Annotated in this window: 23 protein-coding genes; 10 read left to right on the top strand and 13 right to left on the bottom strand. The window is 64.2% G+C overall.

The window, feature by feature from the left end; translation table 11 throughout:
* Positions 1-11 precede the first annotated feature (11 nt).
* Positions 12-764: an SDR family NAD(P)-dependent oxidoreductase gene (locus NKI52_RS15240; RefSeq protein ID WP_023675240.1), complete on the top strand. Its 753-nt coding sequence runs from the start codon at positions 12-14 to the stop codon at positions 762-764.
* Positions 765-854: 90 nt separating this feature from the next.
* Here NKI52_RS15240 and NKI52_RS15245 read toward each other — a convergent pair whose 3' ends face one another.
* A complete protein-coding gene (locus tag NKI52_RS15245; protein ID WP_023675241.1) occupies positions 855-1304 on the bottom strand; it encodes a baeRF12 domain-containing protein in 450 nt (149 codons plus the stop codon).
* Between the two features lie 439 nt (positions 1305-1743).
* On the opposite strand from NKI52_RS15245, the gene cysG reads away from it, so the two are divergent.
* The 6 genes from cysG (at position 1744) to NKI52_RS15275 (ending at position 7482) form a co-directional block, all read left to right on the top strand.
* Positions 1744-3195, top strand: a complete 1452-nt coding sequence (gene cysG, locus NKI52_RS15250) for a siroheme synthase CysG (RefSeq protein ID WP_352698487.1) — start codon at positions 1744-1746, stop codon at positions 3193-3195.
* Positions 3192-3497: a DUF2849 domain-containing protein gene (locus NKI52_RS15255; protein ID WP_352453967.1), complete on the top strand. Its 306-nt coding sequence runs from the start codon at positions 3192-3194 to the stop codon at positions 3495-3497. The genes cysG and NKI52_RS15255 overlap by 4 nt, the downstream gene beginning before the upstream one ends.
* A 73-nt stretch (positions 3498-3570) precedes the next feature.
* The gene (locus NKI52_RS15260; protein WP_352568238.1) at positions 3571-5241 is read left to right on the top strand and encodes a nitrite/sulfite reductase; all 1671 of its coding nucleotides are present in this window, start codon (positions 3571-3573) and stop codon (positions 5239-5241) included.
* A complete protein-coding gene (locus tag NKI52_RS15265) occupies positions 5216-5980 on the top strand; it encodes a phosphoadenylyl-sulfate reductase (protein ID WP_352448339.1) in 765 nt (254 codons plus the stop codon). The genes NKI52_RS15260 and NKI52_RS15265 overlap by 26 nt, the downstream gene beginning before the upstream one ends.
* A 209-nt stretch (positions 5981-6189) precedes the next feature.
* Complete coding sequence (locus NKI52_RS15270; protein ID WP_352568237.1) at positions 6190-6726, top strand: DUF934 domain-containing protein; 537 nt, start codon at positions 6190-6192, stop codon at positions 6724-6726.
* Positions 6727-6861: 135 nt separating this feature from the next.
* A complete protein-coding gene (locus tag NKI52_RS15275; RefSeq protein WP_352468335.1) occupies positions 6862-7482 on the top strand; it encodes a DJ-1/PfpI family protein in 621 nt (206 codons plus the stop codon).
* Between the two features lie 147 nt (positions 7483-7629).
* Here the strand turns inward: NKI52_RS15275 and NKI52_RS15280 are convergent, their stop codons facing one another.
* Entirely contained in the window at positions 7630-8652 is a 1023-nt protein-coding gene (locus NKI52_RS15280) for a fatty acid desaturase (RefSeq protein ID WP_352568236.1), read from the bottom strand.
* A gap of 127 nt (positions 8653-8779) precedes the next feature.
* Positions 8780-8983 carry a hypothetical protein gene (locus NKI52_RS15285; RefSeq protein ID WP_023675249.1) on the bottom strand — a complete coding sequence of 68 codons (204 nt, stop codon included), beginning with the start codon at positions 8981-8983 and terminating at the stop codon, positions 8780-8782.
* Positions 8984-9219: 236 nt separating this feature from the next.
* On the opposite strand from NKI52_RS15285, the gene grpE reads away from it, so the two are divergent.
* The gene (grpE, locus tag NKI52_RS15290; protein ID WP_023675250.1) at positions 9220-9855 is read left to right on the top strand and encodes a nucleotide exchange factor GrpE; all 636 of its coding nucleotides are present in this window, start codon (positions 9220-9222) and stop codon (positions 9853-9855) included.
* Positions 9856-9966: 111 nt separating this feature from the next.
* On the opposite strand, the gene olsB is transcribed toward grpE, so the two are convergent.
* The 7 genes from olsB to NKI52_RS15325 form a co-directional block, all read right to left on the bottom strand.
* Positions 9967-10842 carry a l-ornithine N(alpha)-acyltransferase gene (gene olsB / locus NKI52_RS15295; protein WP_352698614.1) on the bottom strand — a complete coding sequence of 292 codons (876 nt, stop codon included), beginning with the start codon at positions 10840-10842 and terminating at the stop codon, positions 9967-9969.
* 149 nt (positions 10843-10991) lie between these two features.
* Positions 10992-13280, bottom strand: a complete 2289-nt coding sequence (locus NKI52_RS15300; RefSeq protein ID WP_352698490.1) for a PAS domain-containing hybrid sensor histidine kinase/response regulator — start codon at positions 13278-13280, stop codon at positions 10992-10994.
* Between the two features lie 88 nt (positions 13281-13368).
* Positions 13369-14358: an acrylyl-CoA reductase (NADPH) gene (gene acuI / locus NKI52_RS15305; RefSeq protein ID WP_352698492.1), complete on the bottom strand. Its 990-nt coding sequence runs from the start codon at positions 14356-14358 to the stop codon at positions 13369-13371.
* A gap of 51 nt (positions 14359-14409) precedes the next feature.
* On the bottom strand, positions 14410-14886 hold the full coding sequence (gene lspA, locus NKI52_RS15310; RefSeq protein ID WP_352588495.1) for a signal peptidase II: 477 nt from the start codon (positions 14884-14886) through the stop codon (positions 14410-14412).
* 26 nt (positions 14887-14912) lie between these two features.
* The gene (locus NKI52_RS15315) at positions 14913-15776 is read right to left on the bottom strand and encodes a TrmH family RNA methyltransferase (protein WP_352568233.1); all 864 of its coding nucleotides are present in this window, start codon (positions 15774-15776) and stop codon (positions 14913-14915) included.
* The gene (locus NKI52_RS15320; RefSeq protein ID WP_352568231.1) at positions 15777-16838 is read right to left on the bottom strand and encodes an RsmD family RNA methyltransferase; all 1062 of its coding nucleotides are present in this window, start codon (positions 16836-16838) and stop codon (positions 15777-15779) included.
* Positions 16835-17398, bottom strand: coding sequence for a hypothetical protein (locus NKI52_RS15325; RefSeq protein ID WP_352698495.1), 564 nt, complete (start codon positions 17396-17398; stop codon positions 16835-16837). Before NKI52_RS15325 ends, NKI52_RS15320 begins: the two co-directional genes overlap by 4 nt.
* Before the next feature lie 121 nt (positions 17399-17519).
* Between NKI52_RS15325 and NKI52_RS15330 the strand changes: the two genes are divergently transcribed.
* Positions 17520-18203, top strand: a complete 684-nt coding sequence (locus NKI52_RS15330) for a helix-turn-helix transcriptional regulator (protein ID WP_352468341.1) — start codon at positions 17520-17522, stop codon at positions 18201-18203.
* A gap of 86 nt (positions 18204-18289) precedes the next feature.
* The gene (locus NKI52_RS15335; RefSeq protein WP_352568229.1) at positions 18290-18658 is read left to right on the top strand and encodes a VOC family protein; all 369 of its coding nucleotides are present in this window, start codon (positions 18290-18292) and stop codon (positions 18656-18658) included.
* Between the two features lie 90 nt (positions 18659-18748).
* On the opposite strand, the gene lhpI is transcribed toward NKI52_RS15335, so the two are convergent.
* The 3 genes from lhpI to NKI52_RS15350 are packed head-to-tail and all read right to left on the bottom strand — an operon-like array spanning position 18749 to position 20434.
* Positions 18749-19717, bottom strand: a complete 969-nt coding sequence (gene lhpI, locus NKI52_RS15340; RefSeq protein WP_352568228.1) for a bifunctional Delta(1)-pyrroline-2-carboxylate/Delta(1)-piperideine-2-carboxylate reductase — start codon at positions 19715-19717, stop codon at positions 18749-18751.
* A gap of 52 nt (positions 19718-19769) precedes the next feature.
* Positions 19770-20102, bottom strand: a complete 333-nt coding sequence (locus tag NKI52_RS15345) for a LapA family protein (RefSeq protein ID WP_023675260.1) — start codon at positions 20100-20102, stop codon at positions 19770-19772.
* Between the two features lie 47 nt (positions 20103-20149).
* Positions 20150-20434 carry an integration host factor subunit beta gene (locus NKI52_RS15350; RefSeq protein ID WP_023675261.1) on the bottom strand — a complete coding sequence of 95 codons (285 nt, stop codon included), beginning with the start codon at positions 20432-20434 and terminating at the stop codon, positions 20150-20152.
* Between the last annotated feature and the right edge of the window lie 30 nt (positions 20435-20464).

Consider the following 20464-nt stretch of genomic DNA (forward strand, 5'->3'; position numbering starts at 1 on the left):
GGAGACCGCGAATGGCAGAGACCGACACCAGAAAGACCATTGTGCTGACCGGCGCCAGCCGTGGCATCGGCCACGCCACGGTCAAGCGCTTTTCACGCGAAGGCTGGCGCGTCATCACCTGCTCGCGCCAGGCCTTTGCCGAGGACTGCCCGTGGCCGGCCGGCCCGGAAGACCATATCAAGGTCGACCTCGCCGACCAGGAGGATGTCGGCATCGCCATCTCCGAGATCCGCCACCGGCTGGAGGCGCATGGCGGGCAGCTGCATGCGCTGGTCAACAATGCCGGCATCTCGCCGAAGCTCAAGGACGGCAACAGCCGCATGAACTCGATCGACACGCCGATGCATGTCTGGCGCGACGTCTTCCAGGTGAATTTCTTTGCCCCGATCATGCTGGCGCGCGGACTGTTCAAGGAGCTGGCGTCGGCCAAGGGCTCGATCGTCAACGTCACCTCGATCGCCGGCACCCGGGTGCACCCCTTCGCCGGTACCGCCTATGCGACGTCGAAGGCAGCACTCGGCTCGCTGACCCGCGAGATGGCGCATGATTTCGGCCCGCACGGCATTCGCGTCAATGCGATTGCGCCGGGCGAGATCGACACCGCGATCCTGTCGCCGGGCACCGAAAAAATCGTCGAGACCATTCCGCTGAGAAGGCTGGGCACCACGGCGGAAGTCGCCGACATCATCTTCTTCCTGTGCTCGCAGCAGGCGTCCTACGTGACCGGCTCGGAAATACACATCAATGGCGGCCAGCACGTGTAGAAGGCTTTCCAGGCGAGCGAGCCGGCAGGATTTGTCAGCATCGCGGGCGGCGTGTTCAAGTCTGGCGGCGGTTGACGCCGCCGATGCCGATCAGGTCGCCTGCAGCAGGTTCTCGATATCGGGTATGCTGTGGTTGGTCAGCGTCTTTGGAATTTCGGCCGTTATCTTGTCGGTGACCTCCTTGTGCAGCTTCCTGCGCATGTCGCCCAGCACCGGCGGCGGCGCGATCAGCACGATCTCCTTGAAGCTGCCGCGATGCGCGAGCTTGTAGAGCCTGTCGGCAATCTCTTCGGCAAAACGCTCCTTGCCGAGACGGTGCCAGTCGGTGTCCTCGACCGCACTGCGGTGGACGGAAGGGCCGTCGCTGTAGCGGCCGGGGCGGTCCGTGCCCTGTTCTCGGGTTGCCGGATTTTCCTGCTCCATCTCGTGCACGACCTGAAGGTCGGGATATTGGACGTCTCCACGGTTCTCGAGGAACAGCGCCTTTTCGCCATCTGCCACCACGATCCACAGTCCGCGTTTCAGTCTGACGTTGCTCATGGGGCGCTCCTTTTTTGATTTTTCAAGCCCATCGCCAAGCCTTTGCCGTAGGGGCATGACCGGGCTTGGGCCCTAGTGCAAACGCGTGCCGAGGCGGGAATGTTCCGGTACTCGGACCCGGTATTCCGACAAGGGCCGGCGAGAGCGCGGGGCTGCCGTCGATCGCTCGGTCAGCATCCGGCGGCTTAATCTACTAAATTGATAGAATTTAGAAAAATCTGTTTTGTGGTTAGCTCCTCCAGGCGCTAGAAAGGCAGCGGATCAAGGGCTGCAACAGCAGCTTCAATCTGCTCCGCATTTGAATGTGGAATATTTTTCTCTTGGCCTTCATGCTTGCAGAAAAGAGATTGCCTGCTACGAAGCGATGCGCGAGTGGGTGCCTTCTGGTTTTTCGCGCCCCCGCGTAGAACTGACAAACGGTTCCAGGATTCCGCTCGTCATGCCGCAAGCCACGCCCAAGCTCAATGCCTTTCCCGTCTTCATGCGGGTCGAGGGCGAAGCCATAGCCATCGTCGGCGGCGCAGAGGAAGCGCTGGCCAAGGCGCGGCTGCTCGCGCAGTCGAGCGCTGTGCTGCGCATCGTCAGCGATGAAACAAGCCCGGAGCTGCTGGCCTTTATCGCCGAGACGGGGGCCGCCCACATCGCCGAGGCCTATGATGCAGCACATCTCAATGGTGCGGTGATGGTGTTTGCCGCCAGCGGCGACGAGGCGCTCGATCGCCGCGTTGCCGGGGATGCGCGCCGGCTGGGCATTCCGGTCAATGCCGTCGACCGGCCGGAGCTATGCGATTTCTTCACGCCGGCACTGGTCAACCGCGCGCCGGTCGCCATTGCCATCGGCACGGAAGGTGCCGGCCCGGTGCTGGCGCAGATGCTGCGCAGCCGCATCGACCGCATGCTGTCGCCCTCGCTCGGTCCGCTCGCAACTCTCGCCGCATCGTTTCGCGACACCGCCGAAAGACTGCTGCCGAAGGGCAACGCCCGCCGCCGCTTCTGGAGCGATTTCTTTGGCGGCGCGCCGGCCCGCGCTGTCGAGGCCGGCGAGCTTTCGCAGGCGCATGATGCGGCCGTCGGCCTGCTGCTTTCGAAAGAACCGGCATCGGGCCATATCGCGCTTGTCGGCGCCGGTCCGGGCGCCGAGGACCTTTTGACGCTGCGCGCCCATCGCCTGCTGATGGAAGCCGACGTGATCGTCCATGACGCGCTGGTGCCGGAGGCGATCGTCGCCATGGGCCGCCGCGATGCCGAGCGCCTGCCGGTCGGCAAGCGCAAGGGCTGCCATTCCAAGAGCCAGGCCGAGATCAATGCGCTGCTGGTCGAGCTTGGCCACGCCGGCAAGCGTGTCGTGCGGCTGAAGTCCGGCGACCCGCTGGTGTTCGGCCGGGCCGGCGAGGAGATGGCGGCACTTCGCGATGCCGGCGTCGCCTACGAAGTGGTTCCGGGCGTCACCGCGGCCTTCGCCGCCGCCGCCGATTTCGAACTGCCGCTGACGCTGCGCGGCGTGTCGTCGTCGATGGTGTTCACCACCGGCCATGACCTCAAGGGAAATTCGCTGCCAGATTGGGCAAAGCTCGCTATTTCCGGCGCGACGGTCGCCGTCTATATGGGCCGCTCGGTCGCTGCAGAGGTCGCCGGCCGGCTGATCGAAGCCGGCCTGTCGCCGGATACGGCCGTCGCCGTGGTCGAGAATGCCAGCCTTGCCAGCCGCCGCCGTTTCCACGGCACGCTCGCCGACCTGCCATCGCTGGAGGCGCGTGCCGACCTCAGCGGCCCGGTGATGACCATCATCGGCGACGCGGTCGCCGGCGCCAATTTCGAACGGTCCGAGCCACTGGCGGCACACAGGCAGGAAAGCGTGGCCCGTGCTGCCGCGCAAGGAGTGAACCAATGAAAGTCCTGACCGCGAACCGCCTCGCCGACGGCATAGCCGTCTGGTACGCCAATGGCGGCTGGGCCGAGACTATCGACCATGCCGACATCGCCCATGACAAGGCGGCCGAGGACCGGCTGGAGGCGATCGGCGCCAAGGCCTCCGCCAACAACGAAGTGGTCGACGTCAACCTGATAGACGTGACCGTGGCCAACGGCACGGTCGAAGCGGTCCGGCTGCGTGAAAAGATCCGTGCCGCCGGCCCGACCACCCGCAACGACCTGGGCAAGCAGGCCCGTCCGCAAGCCGCACGCGCGGCATAGATGACCCAAGCATGATCCCGATCATGCTCGAACGAAGAAAATAACGGGCGGACGCGCCCGGAAAGACCTGAATATGTACCGTTATGATGAGTTCGACCACGATTTCGTCAAGGCCCGCGTCGCCGAGTTCAGCGACCAGGTCGCGCGGCGCCTTGCCGGCGAGATCACCGAGGACCAGTTCCGGCCGCTGCGGCTGATGAACGGCGTCTATCTGCAACTGCATGCCTACATGCTGCGCATCGCGGTGCCCTACGGCACGCTGAACAGCAAGCAGCTGCGCATGCTCGGCCACATCGCCCGCAAATACGACAAGGGTTACGGCCATTTCACGACGCGCCAGAACATCCAGTTCAACTGGCCGGCGCTGTCGGACATCCCGGCGATCCTGGCCGATCTGGCAAGCGTCGAGATGCACGCCATCCAGACCAGCGGCAATTGCATCCGCAACGTCACCGCCGACCACTTCGCCGGCGCCGCCGCTGACGAGGTTGCCGATCCGCGCCCCTATGCCGAAATCCTGCGGCAATGGTCGTCGGTGCATCCGGAATTCTCGTTCCTGCCGCGAAAATTCAAGATCGCGGTGACCGGCGCCGAGCGCGACCGCGCCGCCATCCAGACGCACGACATCGGCCTGCATCTGAAGAAGAACGCTGCCGGCGAGCTCGGTTTCGCCGTCTATGTCGGCGGCGGCCAGGGCCGCACGCCGATGGTCGCCAAGAAGATCCGCGATTTCCTGCCCGAAGCGGATCTGTTGTCCTACTGCACGGCGATCCTGCGCGTTTACAACCTCTACGGCCGTCGCGACAACAAGTTCAAGGCGCGCATCAAGATCCTGGTCCATGAGACCGGCGTCGAGGAGATCACCCGCCAGGTCGAGGCCGAATGGCAGGAGTTGAAGGACGCCGAGCTGAGGCTGCCGGAAGAAGACATCCGCGCCATCGACGCCTATTTCGCGCCGCCTCCGCTTGTCGACCGGCCGGAAGGCGATGAGGCGGTCAAGCTTGCCCGCCTCGACTCCAAGAGCTTTTCCGAATGGCTGGACCAGAATGTGGTCACCCATCGCCATCCCGACTACGCGGCGGTGACCATCTCGCTCAAGGGCATCGGCGAGACGCCGGGCGATGCCTCCGACAGCCAGATGGAAGCGGTCGCCGACATTGCCGAAAAATATTCCTTCGACGAGCTGCGCGTCAGCCACGAGCAGAACCTGATCCTGCCGCATGTGGCGCGGGCCGACCTCAAGGCGGTCTATGACGCGCTTGTCGATATCGGGCTGGCGACGGCCAATTCCAACCTGATCAGCGACATCATCTCCTGCCCCGGCCTCGACTATTGCGCGCTGGCAACGGCGCGCTCGATTCCCGTGGCGCAGGAAATCTCGCGGCGCTTCGCCTCACTGGAGCGCCAGCGCGAGATCGGCGAATTGAAGCTGAAGATTTCCGGCTGCATCAATGCCTGCGGCCATCACCATGTCGGCCATATCGGCATCCTCGGGGTCGAGAAGAAAGGCGCCGAGCTCTACCAGGTGACGCTCGGCGGCTCGGCCGACGAGAACACCTCGGTCGGCGAGATCATCGGCCGCGGCTTCAGTTCGGAAGAGATCACCGATGCCATCGAGCAGATCGTCGAGACCTATCTCGGGCTTCGGCTGGACAGAAACGAAAGATTCATCGACGCCTACCGCCGAGTCGGTCCCGCGCCGTTCAAGGAGGCGCTCTATGCTGGCGAAGCCAAGGCCGCTTGACCGTATTGTCGACGTCGAGGCCGGCATCGCCGCCCAAGCGGCGGGTCTCGACGCGCTCTACGGCCATCTGAAGCCGCTGGAGATCATCGAGCGGTCGACCCGGGAGTTCTTTCACGGCGAAATCGCCGCCGTCTCGTCCTTCGGCGCGGATTCGGCGGTGCTGCTGCACATGATCGCCGAGATCGACCGCACGCTGCCGGTGATCTTTCTCGACACCGGCAAGCATTTCGAGGAGACGCTCGGCTATCGTGACGCGCTGGCCGCCGATTTCGGGCTGAGCGATATCCGGGTGATCAGGCCCGACGATGCGGCGCTGGCAAGGATCGACCCGACCGGCAATCTGAACGAGACCGACACCGACGCCTGCTGCGACGTCCGCAAGGTCGAGCCGCTGGCGCGCGGCGTCGAGCCGTTCCGCGCCTGGTTCACCGGCCGCAAGCGCTTCCAGGCGGCGACCCGGGCAGCGCTGCCAGTGTTCGAGGCGGTCGGCTCGCGCATCCGCATCAATCCGCTGGCGCACTGGACGACATCGGACCAGGCCGGCTACATGCGCGCACATGCGCTGCGTGAAAACCCGCTGGTCGCCTATGGCTATCTGTCGATCGGCTGCTTCCCATGCACGCAGCCGGTGCAGCCGGGCGACGACGCGCGCAGCGGCCGCTGGGCCGGGCACGCCAAGACCGAATGCGGCATCCACTTGTCGGGGCTGGAAAGGTCGCTGACCGACGCCTCGCTTTAGGATATGTTGATATTCAGCCGGCCTGCAAACGGCGGCTTCCTGCGCTTCCGGCGCTCACGTACCCAAAGTACGCTCCGCTCCGGTTCTCGGAAGCCACCCAGTTTGGTCGCTTCGCGCCCGCCGTCGGCTTCGGCTTGGCCTGACCTGAATCTCGACACACCCCGGGGTGTTTTGAATTTGAGAATATTGTGGACTTGGGAATTTTCTTGATGAGCGACTTGATAGCCGAAAACGCAATGCGGCTGTGGACACCGGATGGGTTCCGCGAGGACGAGTGGGTTCATGCCGAAAGCGCCGAGGCGCTGGTCGGCAATGGCCGTTTCATCCTGCCGTTGCAGGCGTTTCTCGGCCTCGATCCGGAGGTGCGGCGGTCGGCGAAGGAGCGCATCGGTGTGCTGCTGCAGCCCGGCGATCAGCTCGAAAAGATCGCAGGCCTGCTCGATCAGCTGTCACTGGTGGCGCTGGCGTTTCCGGCGTTCAATGACGGCCGCTCGTTCTCCAAGGGCGAATTGCTGCGCAGCCGTTATCATTTTGCAGGCGCTATGCGCGCCACCGGGCAGGTGCTGATTGATCAGCTGCCGCATATGCTGCGCGTCGGCTTCGATGAATTCGAGATATCGCACCCGGTGCTGCTGAAGCGGCTCGAGCAAGGCCGCACAGGCGGACTGCCGCTGTTCTATCAGCCGGCGGTGAAGCCGGAGGCCAAAGGCCCGAAATATTCCTGGCGGCGGGTGCGCGCCGGCTGATCCGCTCCAGAGGGCCAGAAGCCTTCTGGTCGGACCACATTCCAGATTCAACCTTTTATTTTGCGCCTCTCCGCCTTAGGATAGACCCATTATTTCGCGATCCGAATAAATGTGGCCACAAGGGAGGAACCGGGTATGGCTGGCAAGAAGATATTGATGCTCGTTGGCGAGTTCAGCGAGGAGTACGAGATTTTCGTCTTTGAACAGGCCATGCATGCGGTGGGCCACACCGTCCATGTCGTTTGCCCCGACAAGAAGGCCGGCGATATCCTGAAGACCTCGCTGCACGACTTCGAGGGCCACCAGACCTATACGGAAAAGCTCGGCCACGACTACATTCTCAACAAGACGTTTTCCGAGGTCAACCCGGCCGAATACGACGCCGTCTACGCGGCGGGCGGGCGCGGGCCGGAATATATCCGCATCGACAAGCGCGTGCAGGCGCTGGTGCGGCATTTCCATGAGACGGGAAAACCGATCTTCACCATCTGCCACGGCGTGCAGATCCTGATCGCGGTCGACGGCGTGGTGCGCGGCCGCGAAGTCGCGGCGCTGCAGTATTGCGAGCCGGAAGTCACGCTGGCCGGCGGCATCTATATCGATGTTGCGCCGACCGGCGCCCATGTCGACGGCAATCTGGTGTCGGCCAAGGGCTGGCCGGGCCTTGCCGCGTTCATGCGCGAATGCCTGAAAGTGCTGGGCACCGAGATCCGCCAGGGCGAGATCCTGATGCGCGACCAGCGCCAGGCGGCTTAAGCTCGGAATGTGGAGCCCGCCGCACCCCTAACGCATGTCGCGCAAAAGTGTTCAGCGGTTTTGCGATAACGGCATGCATAAACAAGAACCTAAAGCGCGTCGCATGAGGCCGGTCGAGCGCGACGCGCTTTAGGTGCGGCGGTACGTCTACACGGCCATCCGCGCTTCGCGGAACGATACCAGCTTGCTGCGGCTCTCGTCCCACAGCGCCAGCTTGACGCAGCGCAGGCTGTCGAGGAGTGTGACGCGGCCGATCTCACGCAGCTCCGGATAGTCCCTCAGCACTTCCGGAAGCCGGTAGCATGGCACCTTGGCCGAGAGGTGGTGCACGTGGTGGACGCCGATATTGCCGGTGATCCAGTTCAGCACCGGCGGCAGGTCGTAATAGGACGAACCGTGCAGGGCAGCGTGCTGGAATTCCCACTCGGAGTCCTTTGTCCACTCCGTCTCTTCGAACTGATGCTGGACATAGAACAGCCAGATGCCGGCCGATCCGGCGAGGATGACGATCGGCAAATGCACGACCAGAAACGCGCCGGGGCCAACGAACCAGATGAGCAGCGCGGCTATGACCGTGATGGCTAGGTTGGTCGACATCGACGACACCCAAGGGGTGAGGCCGCCCCGCATCATGCCCAAGGGCAGTCTCTGCTCGAAAATGAAAATCCAGATCGGGCCAAGGCCGAACATCACCAGCGGATGGCGATAGAGGCGATAGGCGAGCCGGCCCCGCCACGACAGTTGCCGGTATTCGGCGACGGTCAGTGTCTTGATGTCGCCGGTGCCGCGCTCGTCGAGATTGCCGGCGCTGGCGTGATGGGTTGCGTGGGCGCGGCGCCAGCAATCGTAGGGCGTCAGCGTCAGCACGCCAAGGACGCGGCCGATCCAGTCGTCGGCATAGCGATTGGCAAAGAAGGAGCCGTGGCCGCAATCGTGCTGGATCATGAAGATCCGCACCAGAAAGCCGGCGGCTGGAAGGATGAGGACCAGACCCCACCAATGGCCATAGGCATAAGCGGCCGAGGACAATGTCCACAGCGTGGCGAAGGGGATGAGGGTGATGGCGAGTTCGACGGCGCTGCGACGCCTGTCGGGCTTTTTATAGCGCGACAGGATTTTCAACCAGGCGCGCTTGCTGTTTGCCACAGCTTCGGGGGAAATCATGTTCATCATGAAACATAGGCGGAGCAGCGCGCTGCCGCAAGCCGGCGATCACGCAAAGTTACTGCGGGTAAATGTCGCGCGATGGCGAGGAATTGATGGCCGCAGTCGCCGGGCGCACGGCCTGCAATGGTGTCTACCGACGGCGCCCGCCTGCGACCACCTTGGCTTCCACGCCGTCCAGGCGGTCGAGCAATTCCTTCAGACGGTCGGGAATATCGGACTCCGTGCGGAAGGCCGGCAAGGTGCGCAGAAAGCGCTTGGTCGCCTCGGTGCCGAGCTGGCGCCGGATATCGGCGGCGAGCCCATCGCGTTTTTCGCCATTCCTGCGGGGCATCATCCAAAATCCTGTGTCGGCTTCGAAACTCTTCCAAGGGAGGAATGGTTCCCGCATTGTAGTGTCCCGGCAAGCAAAGACGTCGGGTACGGTAAAGTTTGAATTAAAATCGAAAGGTCTGCGCCGTCCGCCATCAATCAGCGACAGCGGCTGCAGTATCGCTTGCCCCTTGATTTTTGGCCGCTAAACCTCGATATCGGGCGCAAATCCACACCATTCGAAAATGACGGGAAACGGCGATGAGCGACCAGGCAAAAGACGAACGCGCGCCCGATGAAGCCGAGAAGACCGAGGCTGCCGCGGAGCCAAGGGAAGGTGGCGTCGACGGCGACTATGAAGCGCTTGTGCGGCTTCTGAAGGAAAACGAAGAGCTGAAGGATCGCGCGCTGCGCGTCGCGGCCGACATGGAGAACTTGCGTCGCCGCACCGCCCGCGACGTCCACGACGCGCGCGCCTATGCGGTTGCCAATTTTGCCCGCGACATGCTTTCGGTGTCAGACAATCTGCGCCGTGCGCTGGATGCCATCCCGGAGGAGGCCAAGGCTTCGGGCGATGCCGGCTTCAAGGCGCTGATCGACGGCGTCGAGATCACCGAGCGCGCCATGCTGTCGGCGCTGGAACGCCACGGCGTGAAGAAGCTCGAGCCCGAGGGCGAGAAATTCGATCCGAATTTCCACCAGGCGATGTTCGAGGTGCCCAATCCCGACGTACCGGCCAACACGGTCGTGCAGGTCGTGCAGCCCGGCTATTCGATCGGCGAGCGTGTTCTGCGGCCCGCCATGGTCGGCGTCGCTAAGGGCGGCCCCAAGCATGTGGCGAGCGAAGCGCCAGTCGAGCCGGGGCCGGTCAACGAGCAGGCTGAGAAAGATGCGTGAATGGGTGAATGGTCAATAGTGAATGGTTAGTAGTGAGTAGCCAATTGCTGCTCCAGCAGTCAGTGCTATGTTCTATTCACTATTCACTATTCACTATTCACTATTCACTATTCACGCCGCAAACCGCTGCGCTTCTCCACCATAATAATTGACGTAGCGGGCACCGATCTCCTTGACCGGCATCACCACGAACACGTCGACCGTCGAGAATTCACGGTCGATGACGCAACCGTCGCCAATGCGCGCGCCGACGCGCAGATAGCCCTTGACCAGTGGCGGCATCGCGGCGATCGCCGCCTTGGTATTGACCGCCTCGATCGGCATCAGATCCATGGAACAATAGCGCCCGGCGACGGCACGCACGTCCCAGGATGAATTCGTCCGGCAGTGGTGGGCAAGATAGGTCAGCGCCTCTGCATGTGCCGCCGGCACGGTGCCGTGGAACGACGCGCAGCCGGTCATCACGCCGATGCCGTAATGATTGATATAGGCCCAGATGCCTTGCCACAGCGCCTCGATGGTGCGCTTCGAGCGGTATTCCGGCAGAACGCAGGAGCGGCCGAGCTCGAGGAAGCGCTGGCCGGGATGCCGCGCGATCAGCTTGGTCAGCTCGAATTCACCTTCGGAATAGAAACCGCCGGCGGCCGCGGCAATCTCCTGCCGCAGCAGGCGGTAGGTGCCGACGATGCGGCGATGCTCGGGGCCGGAAAGCGAAGTATCGAAGACCAGCAGATGATCGCAGACGGGATCGAAGCGGTCGGCATCGCGGCGGTCCTGCATCTGAAACAGGTCCTTCCTGGCGCCAAGCTCGTCGTAGAACACCCGGTAGCGCACTTCCTGCGCGGCAGCGATCTCGGCCTCGTTGCGGGCGAGCCGCACTTCGAGATTGCCGATGCGGCCGAGCGATGCGCCTTTTATGACGGCATCGGCGTTCCGGCCGACGAGCAAAGGCCCGCTGGCGTTCGGCCGAGCATCACATTCCGGCATGACTGTATGCACGAGTGATTCTCCTTCGAGCCATCCCTCTTGGCACGGGGATACGGTGTAGGTGCAACAGGATTGTGACAGTACCGTGATACGGCTCTGCGGGCAATACTTCGTCGGCTGGGCAATCTATCAACCGTCTATGTTGTGCCTCAGGCGGCCGCTTGCCCTTCGACCGCATGAACCAGGGCATCGGGGTCGAGCGGCTTGGTGACGAAGCCGCTGGCACCGTGAGCGAGCACGGCGTGGCGGGTCTTTTCCTGGCTGTCGGCCGACAGCACCATGATCGGCACCGGCGGCACCGCGGTCTCCTCCTCATGGCGGCGGATGGCGGCGATGGCGTCCAGACCGTCCATGACAGGCATGTGCAAGTCCATCAGCACCACGTCGTAGCGGTGCTTGTGGCCGGTGCTGATGACCGCCTCGACCGCGGCCTTGCCGTTGCCGACCACTTTCACGCGATGCCCGGCCTTCAGCAGCGTGGCGCGGGCCAGCATGGCGTTGATGTCGTTGTCCTCGGCGATCAGCACCGACAGGCCCTGCTGGCGGGCGCCAATGGCGTGCCCCGCCTGCGCGCCGCGCCTTTGCAGTTGCGGCTCGGCGATGACCGGTGCATGGCTGGTCAAAAGCACGCGCAGCAATGTCTCGCCGCGCACCGGCCTCGCAAGGAAGGTGGCGTAACCATTGGCACGGAACTCGCCAAGCATGCCGCGGTCGGTCGGCGCGATCAGCGTCACTGCCTCGCAATCGGCAAATCCGCTCTGGCGCAGGCGCCTGAGCAGCCTGCCGTCGCTTTGCTCCATGGCAGCATCGATCAGAAGCACGTCACAGCCCTCGGCGAAAGCGGTGGCCTGGGCGGCGGCGGTGGCCAGATCGACCGTGCCGCCATTGGCGCGAATGGTGCGGGCGAGGGCTTCGGCCTCGACCAGGTTCTTCGACACGATCACCGCATGCCGGCCCGACAGCGCGTCCTGGCGGATCTGCGGCGCCTCGACGGCGGAAATAGCGGGAATATCGAAGACGAATTCGGACCCCTGGCCAAGCCGGCTCGACACAGAGATAGTGCCGCCCATGGCGGTCACCAGGCGCTTGGAAATGGCGAGACCGAGGCCGGCACCGCCATGCGCACGGGTCGAGGTGCCGTCAGCCTGTTCGAAGTCCTCGAAGATGCGCTCCATGTCCTCCTCGCGCAGACCGGGGCCGGTATCAGCGATGGTGAAGCGGATGCGGTCGGTGGTTTCGGTGCGGACGCGGGCGATGCTTGCCAGGACGCCGCCGCTGTCGGTGAACTTGACGGCGTTGCCGATGAGATTGAGCAGCACCTGCCTGACCCTGCCGGGGTCGGCGGTGATCAGCTGCGGCACGTCGGGTTCGACATGGCAGCCGAGGCCGATATCCTTGGCAAAAGCCCGCGCCGCCAAGAGTTCGATGACGTTGTCGGCGATCTCACGCACCGACATCGGCTGCGGTTCGGGATCGAAGCGGCCGGCCTCGATCTTCGAGTAATCGAGCAGGTCCTCGATCAGCGCCAGCAGCGCGCTGGCCGAGGTCGAGATGGCGCCGACATAGGTCCGCTGCTCGGGCGAAAGGCTGGTGTCGGCGAGAAGCCGGGCCATGCCCATGATGCCGTTCATCGGAGTGCGGATCTCGTGGCTGACGGTGGCGAGGAAGCGCGATTTGGCCTGGCTCGCATATTCGGCCCGCTCGCGGGCGGTGATCAGCGAGGATTCGGCGCGCTTGCGAGCGGTGATGTCGCGGGCGATGGCGCGATGCGAAACGGCGCCGCTGTCCTTGTCGCGCACCGACAGCTCGATCCAAGAGAACCAGCGTGGGCCGTCCGGCGTGCGAATGGCGACGTCGGTGGAACTCAGGCATTCATGGTCGGAAAACGCGGCGTCGGGGACGATGCCGACATCGATGCCTAGTTCGGCCAGGGTCTTGCCGGCAAGGTCGCGCTGGTCGGTTTCGACAAGGTCGGCGAAAACCTTGTTGGCGTAGACAATGTGGCCGTCGCGGTCACGATGGACGACGAGATCGCCGAGTGCATCGATCAGCCCGCGAAAGCGCTCCTCGCTCTCCTGCATCTCCCACATGCGGTCGGCCAGCGTCTCGATTTCGGCGCGGCTGCGGGCGGTCGTGGCATCGAGCAGGGCCACCGCGCGGCGCTCGGTGCGCCTGTTGCGCAGATGCATGGCGAGCCCGGCGATGGCTGTCGCCAAAAGGCCGATGGTGATGAAGATCGGCGCCCCGGTCAGATGCGAAAAGCCTGCCAGCACGACGATGGCGACGAGCGTCAGGAAGGGCAGGCCTTCGCGGTTGGAGGCCGGCAGTTCCGGCGCCAGCGGTGGCGCGTCGACAAGCTGCCGTCCTGGCGCCGCGGGGGCCGTCCCGTCGGCCCGTTCGGCTGGTTCCGCCTCTCTGATGCCGGGTTCCGCAATCATACGGAACTCCTGCCAGAGAGAGCTTATCGAAGGTTGTGGTTGATCGCTCGAATTTTAGCGGTCACGCTCTTTTTTATCCCTTGGGGGCTCACATATCCACCACCACGCGGCCGCGGATCTTGCCCTCGACGATGTCATGCGCGGCGCCGATGATGCCGTCGAAGCCGATGCTCGTCGACAGGCTGGCAAGCTTTGCGTGGTCAAGATCGGCGCCGATGCGGCGCCAGGCCTCGAGGCGGACCGCCTTCGGCGCCATCACCGAATCGATGCCGAGCAGCGAGACGCCGCGCAGGATGAAGGGGGCGACGCTTGCCGGCAGGTCCATGCCGCCGGCGAGGCCGCAAGCGGCGACGGCGCCGCCATAGGAGGTCATCGACAGAACGTTGGCCAGCGTGTGACTGCCGACCGCATCGACGCCGCCGGCCCAGCGTTCCTTGGCGAGCGGTTTTGCCGGCTGGGTGAGCTCGTCGCGTGAAATCACTTCCGCGGCGCCGAGGTCGATCAGATAGGGACTTTCGGCAGCGCGGCCGGTCGAGGCGATGACGTGATAGCCGAGGCTGGACAGGATCGAGACCGCGACCGAGCCGACGCCACCGGCAGCGCCCGTCACCACCACCGGGCCGCGGTCGGGCACGATGCCGTGGCGCTCCAGCGCGATGACGCAAAGCATGGCGGTGTAGCCGGCGGTGCCGACCGCCATCGCATCATGCGGGCTCATGCCGTCCGGCAACGGCACCAGCCAGTCGCCCTTGACGCGAGCGCGCCCTGCAAAGGCGCCGAAATGCGTCTCGCCGACGCCCCAGCCGTTCAATATGACCTTTTCACCCTTGCGCCAGTCAGGATTGGAAGACGAGATGACGGTGCCGGCGAAATCGATGCCCGGCACCAGCGGCCAGCGGCGGATTACCGGCGCCTTGCCGGTAATTGCAAGACCGTCCTTGTAGTTCACCGTCGTCGCCTCGACCGCGACGGTGACGTCGCCCTCCATCAGGTCTGCCTCGGTAAGCTCGGTCACCGCGACTGACTGGTTTTTCTCGGCGTCACGCGAAACGAGGATGGCTTTGAAGGTTTCGGGCATTTTTTCTCCTCGGGCTTGCAGATCAGAATGTGCGGCGCCAGGCGAGTGAGGTCAATCGCTCGACGCTCCGCGCCGCCAGCCAATGAGTTCGTCGAAGACGACCAGCACGGCACCGACCGAAATGAAGGCATCGGCGAGGTTGAAGATCGCGAAGGACCAGACCGGCGTGTGAAACAGAATATAGTCGATGACATGACCGTAGATAGCGCGGTCGATCAGATTGCCGAGCGCGCCGCCGACGATCAGCGCGAAGCCGATGCGGGCAAGCAGGTGGCCCGGCGGCGTGCGGGCCGCAAGGTAGAGCACGAAAGCGACCACCACAACCGCGACGACCACCAGGCCGGTGTCGCCGAAGGACGAAAACAGCGAAAACGCGATGCCGGTGTTGTAGGTGCGGTACAGCGCCAGGAAAGGCAGGAGATCGAGCTTTTCCTGAAAGGCAAGGCCGGTCTCGACCAGATATTTCAGCCACTGGTCGAGCGCTATCGCGGCGACAACCAGAAAAGCGTAGGGGCTCCAGGACTTCATAGTTTGCAGTTTCACGGTTTGGGACGTCACGATCGGGCATCCTCCGGGCCGAGCTTCAGCGCGCCGCGCCGGATCTCGAACAGCATGACGCCGGTGGCCACCGCAAGGTTGAGCGAATCGGCGCGGCCGGCCTGCGGTATCCGCAGCAGTTTGTCGCAGTTTGCGGCAAGCTCGTCAGGCAGGCCTTGCTGCTCGTTACCCATCATCAAAAGCACCGGGCCTTTTGAAAAATCGACCGAGCGGTAGTCGACCGCACCCTTCAGATGGGTGCCGGCGACGAGGCCGGGAAAGCTCTTTCGCCAGGCGAGAAAAGCTTCGGGCGACGCCTTGGCGACCGGCACGGCGAAAATCGAGCCCATGGTGGCGCGCACCGTTTCGACCGAAAAGGGATCGGTGGTCTCGCCGACCAAGATGACGCCCCTGGCCCCGACAGCGTCGACCGTGCGGATGACGGTGCCGAGATTGCCGGGGTCGCGGACGCGGTCGAGCGCCACCCAGACGTCGCCGTCACGGACGCGGATGTCCTTCAACGGCAGGAATTTCTGCGAGAACACGCCGACGACCATTTGCGGATTGTCGCGGCGGGTGATGGCGACCAGCACTTTTTCCGAAACTTCAAGGACGGTGCCGCCGGCGGCGACCGTGCGCGCCGCGATCTTTTCAACCGCCGTATTGCCACGTCCGGCCTTGGCGAAGACCAATGTCCTGATCGACCAGCCGAGATCGAGCGCGTCGATGACCAACTTCAGGCCTTCGGCCATGAAGGCATTCTGCTGGTCACGGAATTTCTTCAGCGCGAGCGCCTTGATGGCCTTGACCAGCGGGTTGGCGAGGCTGGTGACTTCCTTCACCTGCCCTGGCGCGCCCGCGTGCCGTTCGTACGCACTCATTCAGGCCACCCAGCGTGAGAACAGCGAGGTCGAAAGCGCCCGACCGGCAGATTTCTCGCGGATGATCAATTCACCCGACTCGACCGTGCCGCCCATGCCGGCGAAGGTGTCGCGCATCAGGGCATGGATGGCGAAAAAAGAGGCGCGGATCGAATAGGCGGTCAGTACCACGGCGAGCGGCTTCGGCGTCAGGATCGCGCGGCAGATATCGGTCAGCGCCGGCAGGTCCTCGAACAGCTGCCAGACCTCGCCTTTCGGTCCGCGGCCATAGGCGGGCGGGTCGAACAGGATGATGTCGTAACGGCTGCCGCGGCGCTCCTCGCGTTCGGCGAATTTCACGGCATCGTCGACGATCCAGCGGATCGGCTTTTGCGACAAGCCCGCCATTTCCTGGTTTTCGCGCGCCCACCCGATCGCCTTCTTGGAAGCATCGACGTGGGTGACCTCGGCGCCGGCACGCGCCGCCACCAAGGAGGCAAGGCCGGTGTAACCGAACAGGTTCAACACCTTCACCGGCCGTTTTGCCGCCGCGATCAGTCCGGCCATGTGGTCCCAGTGCGAGGCCTGCTCGGGAAAGACGCCGACATGGCGAAACGAAGTGAAGCGGCCGAGATAATCTATGCCGTCATGCTTCATCGGCCAGGTCTCGCCGAGCGGCGTCTTGGGGAAGCGCCAGCGGCCGATGCCTTCCTCGTCGGTATCGCCGGTGAAAATGGCGTCGGCGCGCTCCCAGTCCCTGGCCGGCAAAGCCTTTTGCCAGATCGCCTGGCCCTCCGGCCGAACGATGCGGTAGGGGCCGTATTGCTCGAGTTTCTCTCCGGCGCCGCTGTCGAGCAGCGCGTAGTCCTGATTGGCGCCGACCTCGAGGATCAGCGGCAGATGTTCGGCAGGCAGCGCGCCATCGCGGCGGGATAGAGGGCGCGGCGCGGCTTTCGGCTCGGACCGGTCCTGCAGTTTAGGCTCCGAACCGGCGGTCAGGCCGGCGTCGCGCCGCCGCGGCTGCTCCGCCCCGCCCTTCGCGGGCGGGCGGCTGTCGCGGCGTTTGTCGCGAAAAGGTTTCAAGAAGGCGCATCTCCGGAAGGCGGCTCGCCGCTTCTGCCACAGCACATTGACCGGCGCAACAAAAGGGCTGCCGACGTGTGCAACCGGATCAGCCGCGCCTGATCGACAGCAGGCCGACTGCGAGCGCTATGAAACCAACGGCCTTGAAGCCGGTGACGACCATATGGCCGGTTTCCCAGCTGCTCCGGATACTTTCGAAATTGTCCGGGATCGGTCCAGGCACCCAGGTGGCCAGGACATCGTTTGCCGGTTTGACCAGGGTAAACCACGCCACGAGGGCCATCAGATAAAAGCACGGTGGCGGCCAAAATCCACCAGAATGCCGGGCGGTCGCTGCGCAGCATCCAGGCGAGAAGCCCCGGACAGGCGATCGCGGCCACGTCCAGCGGTGCGCCGACAATCGCGAAGAATTGGAACTGAGCGTTGAAGACAGTGGTTTCACGCCAGAGCGAAGGCGGCCATCTGGTCAGCCGCGGCACCGATTCCAGCACATGGGCGAAGGATGGTCCGAGGCTGAGCGCAGCGACGATGGCGGTCAAAACCGACCAGAACAACAGCAACCCGCGTATATCCATAATGGCCAGACAACGGCGTCAGGGCGCAGACGTTCCCGTCCGCCACCATGTCGCTTGCCGCCGAAAGTGCTGGGGCTCTATCGTGATTGAAACTAGGTCATGATTCATGTCCCGTGCTGAACGCCTGCTCGACCTGATCCAGATCCTGCGCCGGCATCGCCGGCCGGTCAGCGGCCGCAGCCTTGCGGGCGAAATGGGTGTGTCGATCCGCACGCTCTATCGCGATATCGCCACGCTGCAGGGGCAGGGCGCGCCGATCGAGGGCGAGGCGGGGTTGGGTTACGTGCTCAGGCCCGGTTTCATGCTGCCGCCCTTGATGTTCACCGATGAGGAGATCGAGGCGATCGTGCTTGGTTCGCGCTGGGTGGCCAAGCAGCCGGACTGGCGGCTTGCGAACGCCGCCACCGACGCGCTGGCCAAGATCGCCGCGGTGCTGCCGGACGATTTGCGCGAAGAGCTCGACGCCTCGACGCTGTTGGTCGGGTCGCGCACCGAGGTCACCGAAGGCATCGATCTCGGCGTGGTGCGGCAGGCCATCCGCGAGGAGCGCAAGCTGAGCTTTGTCTATCGCGACGCCGGCGGCGCTGCCTCCGAGCGCACCGTCTGGCCGTTCGCACTCGGCTTCTTCGACAAGGTGCGCGTCGTCGCGGCCTGGTGCGAGATGCGCCAGGATTTCAGGCACTTTCGCGCCGACCGGATATCCGGCCTCAATGCCACCGAGATGCGCTATCCGCGTCGCCGTCAGGTGCTGCTCAAAGAATGGCGGGCGACGCTCGACACGCCAAGCTAAGGCTGCTGCTCAGTTGAGACTGCTGCCAGAATCTGGCAGTGGCGTACGGTATGCTCCTCCAGTCGAAACCATCTGGAGAGCAATTCATGACACCGCCCAATTTCGTCATCCTCTTTGTCGACAAGCCTGAGCAAAGCGGCGCCTTCTACAGCGCGCTGCTTGGGCGGCAGCCGGTCGAGACCTCGCCGACCTTCGTGCTGTTCGTGCTCGACAACGGCTTCAAGCTCGGCCTCTGGTCGCGTCACACCGTGGAACCGGCCGCCGCGGCAGCAGGCGGTGGCGCCGAGATCGTCTTTGCGCTGGACACGCCGGGTGCCGTCGACGCCACCCATGCCGAGTGGGCCGGCCGCGGGCTGAAAATTCTGCAGACGCCGACCGACATGGATTTCGGCCGCACCTTCGTCGCGCTTGATCCCGACAGCCACCGGCTGCGGGTTTATTGGCAAAGGCAGTAGGGCAGTAGGGCAGTAGGCGAGAGCAAAGTAGCACTAGGCGCGGCGCCGCACGATTAGCACGGTTTCCTACTGCCCTACTGCCCTACTGCCCTACTGCCCTACACTTGCCCGATACACGGCAATGCCGGCGGCGAGGTCCTCGAGGGCCGCGCCGACCGACTTGAACAGCGTGATGTCATCGTCGTTCTGCCGGCCTTTTTTCTGGCCGCGCGCCAGTTCATAGAGATCGGCGACGATGGCTTCCGGCTTCAGAACGCCGGAGGCCAGCGGCTGGACGATATCGCCTGCCTCCTTGGTGGCGCCGGCGCGGGTGTCGACATAGACCCGGGCGCGTGCAATCGCGTCGTCGTCGCTTTCGCGCATCGCCGGCGTGAAGCCGCCAACCAGATCGACATGGGCGCCGGGATTCAAGAGTGCGCCCTTGATCAGTGGCATGGTGGTGATGGTCGCCGACGACACGATATCGGCCTTTCCGAGTTCGGCGTCGAGATCGCCTGCTGCTTCGGCCGCAAAACCCTCGGCACGCAATCTTGCCGCGACCTTTTCGGCGTTGGCCGGCGTGCGGTTCCAGATGCGGATGTTCTTGATCGGACGTACCGCCGAATGCGCCTTTGCAAGGAACGGCGACAGCGCGCCGGCGCCCACTATCAGCAGCCGCGATGCGTCCGCGCGGGCCAGATAGGAGGCGGCCAGCGCCGACGCACAGGCCGTGCGCCACTGTGTCAGCCGCTGGCCATCGATCAAGGCCTGAGGCTCGCCGGTGGCGCCGTCGAGCAACAGGTAAAGCCCCATCACCGCGGGCTTGCCGACGGCATTGTTGTCGGGCGACACGGTGACGATCTTGACGCCGATATGGCCATCGGCCGAGGTGCCGGCTGCGTTGAAGTCGGTCCAGGCCGGCATCAAAAGCAGCGTCGAGGCGGCGCCATCGGGCCGCTCAACCGTGTGATGGTGCCTGACCGGCTGCACGGCGCCATCGCGAAAAGCGGCGCGCAACGTCTCGACCAGCCCGGAAAAGGTCAGCGCGCGGTCGACCTCGGCGGCGGAAATGGTCAGCATGAAAGGCTCCGTGGAGAACTAGGCCGGTTGTGCTTCAGGCCCGAGCCGCGGCTCAGTTCGTCGGCTTCGGCAAGGCTGGGCCCTGCGACGCGGTGGGCGCGCGGCTGACCGCCTGGCGCAGGTTCTCTGCCTCGGCGCCGCGCTGGCGCGCCAGCTTGCGGTAGCGGCCCTGCTTGGTCCAGGTAGCCAGGCTGCCGACGATCATGCCGATGGCCAGCGCCAGGAATAGGAAAATGAAGAGCGGCATGGTCAGCGTCAGCGCCGGATTGCCGGGGTTGAACGGATCGAGCGTGAAGGCGACCGGTTCGCGGTTGGCGACGGCCAACGCAATCAGGATGACGGCCAGCGGCACGAAAACCACGATGAGGAGAAAGCGATTGAACATGTTTTTCCGTTCGGAAGAAAAGGCGGGAGCGGTGGCGGGCGCCGCGCCTATTTGCCTCCGTTCAGCCTTTCACGCAATTCCTTGCCGGTCTTGAAGAACGGTACCCATTTCTCCTCGACCTCTACGGATTCGCCGGTGCGCGGGTTGCGGCCGGTACGGGCAGGGCGGTTTTTCACCGAAAACGCGCCGAAGCCGCGCAACTCGACCCGGTTGCCCTCGGCAAGCGCGTCGGTGATTTCATCGAAGATGGCGCTGACAATGTTTTCGACGTCGCGCAGGAAAAGATGCGGATTACGCGTGGCGATGATCTGCACAAGTTCGGATTTGATCATGAAAAGGCTCCCCGTAAAAGCAGTGCCGCC

This window comes from Mesorhizobium sp. M0590 (genome assembly GCF_040320905.1).
Classification (GTDB): Bacteria; Pseudomonadota; Alphaproteobacteria; order Rhizobiales; family Rhizobiaceae; genus Mesorhizobium.

Bases quoted from the DNA above. Each gene is read 5' to 3' on its own strand.
- NKI52_RS15240 (WP_023675240.1), top strand. From the start codon at position 12: ATGGCAGAGACCGACACCAGAAAGACCATTGTGCTGACCGGCGCCAGC.
- NKI52_RS15245 (WP_023675241.1), bottom strand. From the start codon at position 1,304: ATGAGCAACGTCAGACTGAAACGCGGACTGTGGATCGTGGTGGCAGAT.
- cysG (WP_352698487.1), top strand. From the start codon at position 1,744: ATGCCGCAAGCCACGCCCAAGCTCAATGCCTTTCCCGTCTTCATGCGG.
- NKI52_RS15255 (WP_352453967.1), top strand. From the start codon at position 3,192: ATGAAAGTCCTGACCGCGAACCGCCTCGCCGACGGCATAGCCGTCTGG.
- NKI52_RS15260 (WP_352568238.1), top strand. From the start codon at position 3,571: ATGTACCGTTATGATGAGTTCGACCACGATTTCGTCAAGGCCCGCGTC.
- NKI52_RS15265 (WP_352448339.1), top strand. From the start codon at position 5,216: ATGCTGGCGAAGCCAAGGCCGCTTGACCGTATTGTCGACGTCGAGGCC.
- NKI52_RS15270 (WP_352568237.1), top strand. From the start codon at position 6,190: ATGAGCGACTTGATAGCCGAAAACGCAATGCGGCTGTGGACACCGGAT.
- NKI52_RS15275 (WP_352468335.1), top strand. From the start codon at position 6,862: ATGGCTGGCAAGAAGATATTGATGCTCGTTGGCGAGTTCAGCGAGGAG.
- NKI52_RS15280 (WP_352568236.1), bottom strand. From the start codon at position 8,652: ATGAACATGATTTCCCCCGAAGCTGTGGCAAACAGCAAGCGCGCCTGG.
- NKI52_RS15285 (WP_023675249.1), bottom strand. From the start codon at position 8,983: ATGATGCCCCGCAGGAATGGCGAAAAACGCGATGGGCTCGCCGCCGAT.
- grpE (WP_023675250.1), top strand. From the start codon at position 9,220: ATGAGCGACCAGGCAAAAGACGAACGCGCGCCCGATGAAGCCGAGAAG.
- olsB (WP_352698614.1), bottom strand. From the start codon at position 10,842: ATGCCGGAATGTGATGCTCGGCCGAACGCCAGCGGGCCTTTGCTCGTC.
- NKI52_RS15300 (WP_352698490.1), bottom strand. From the start codon at position 13,280: ATGATTGCGGAACCCGGCATCAGAGAGGCGGAACCAGCCGAACGGGCC.
- acuI (WP_352698492.1), bottom strand. From the start codon at position 14,358: ATGCCCGAAACCTTCAAAGCCATCCTCGTTTCGCGTGACGCCGAGAAA.
- lspA (WP_352588495.1), bottom strand. From the start codon at position 14,886: ATGAAGTCCTGGAGCCCCTACGCTTTTCTGGTTGTCGCCGCGATAGCG.
- NKI52_RS15315 (WP_352568233.1), bottom strand. From the start codon at position 15,776: ATGAGTGCGTACGAACGGCACGCGGGCGCGCCAGGGCAGGTGAAGGAA.
- NKI52_RS15330 (WP_352468341.1), top strand. From the start codon at position 17,520: ATGTCCCGTGCTGAACGCCTGCTCGACCTGATCCAGATCCTGCGCCGG.
- NKI52_RS15335 (WP_352568229.1), top strand. From the start codon at position 18,290: ATGACACCGCCCAATTTCGTCATCCTCTTTGTCGACAAGCCTGAGCAA.
- lhpI (WP_352568228.1), bottom strand. From the start codon at position 19,717: ATGCTGACCATTTCCGCCGCCGAGGTCGACCGCGCGCTGACCTTTTCC.
- NKI52_RS15345 (WP_023675260.1), bottom strand. From the start codon at position 20,102: ATGTTCAATCGCTTTCTCCTCATCGTGGTTTTCGTGCCGCTGGCCGTC.
- NKI52_RS15350 (WP_023675261.1), bottom strand. From the start codon at position 20,434: ATGATCAAATCCGAACTTGTGCAGATCATCGCCACGCGTAATCCGCAT.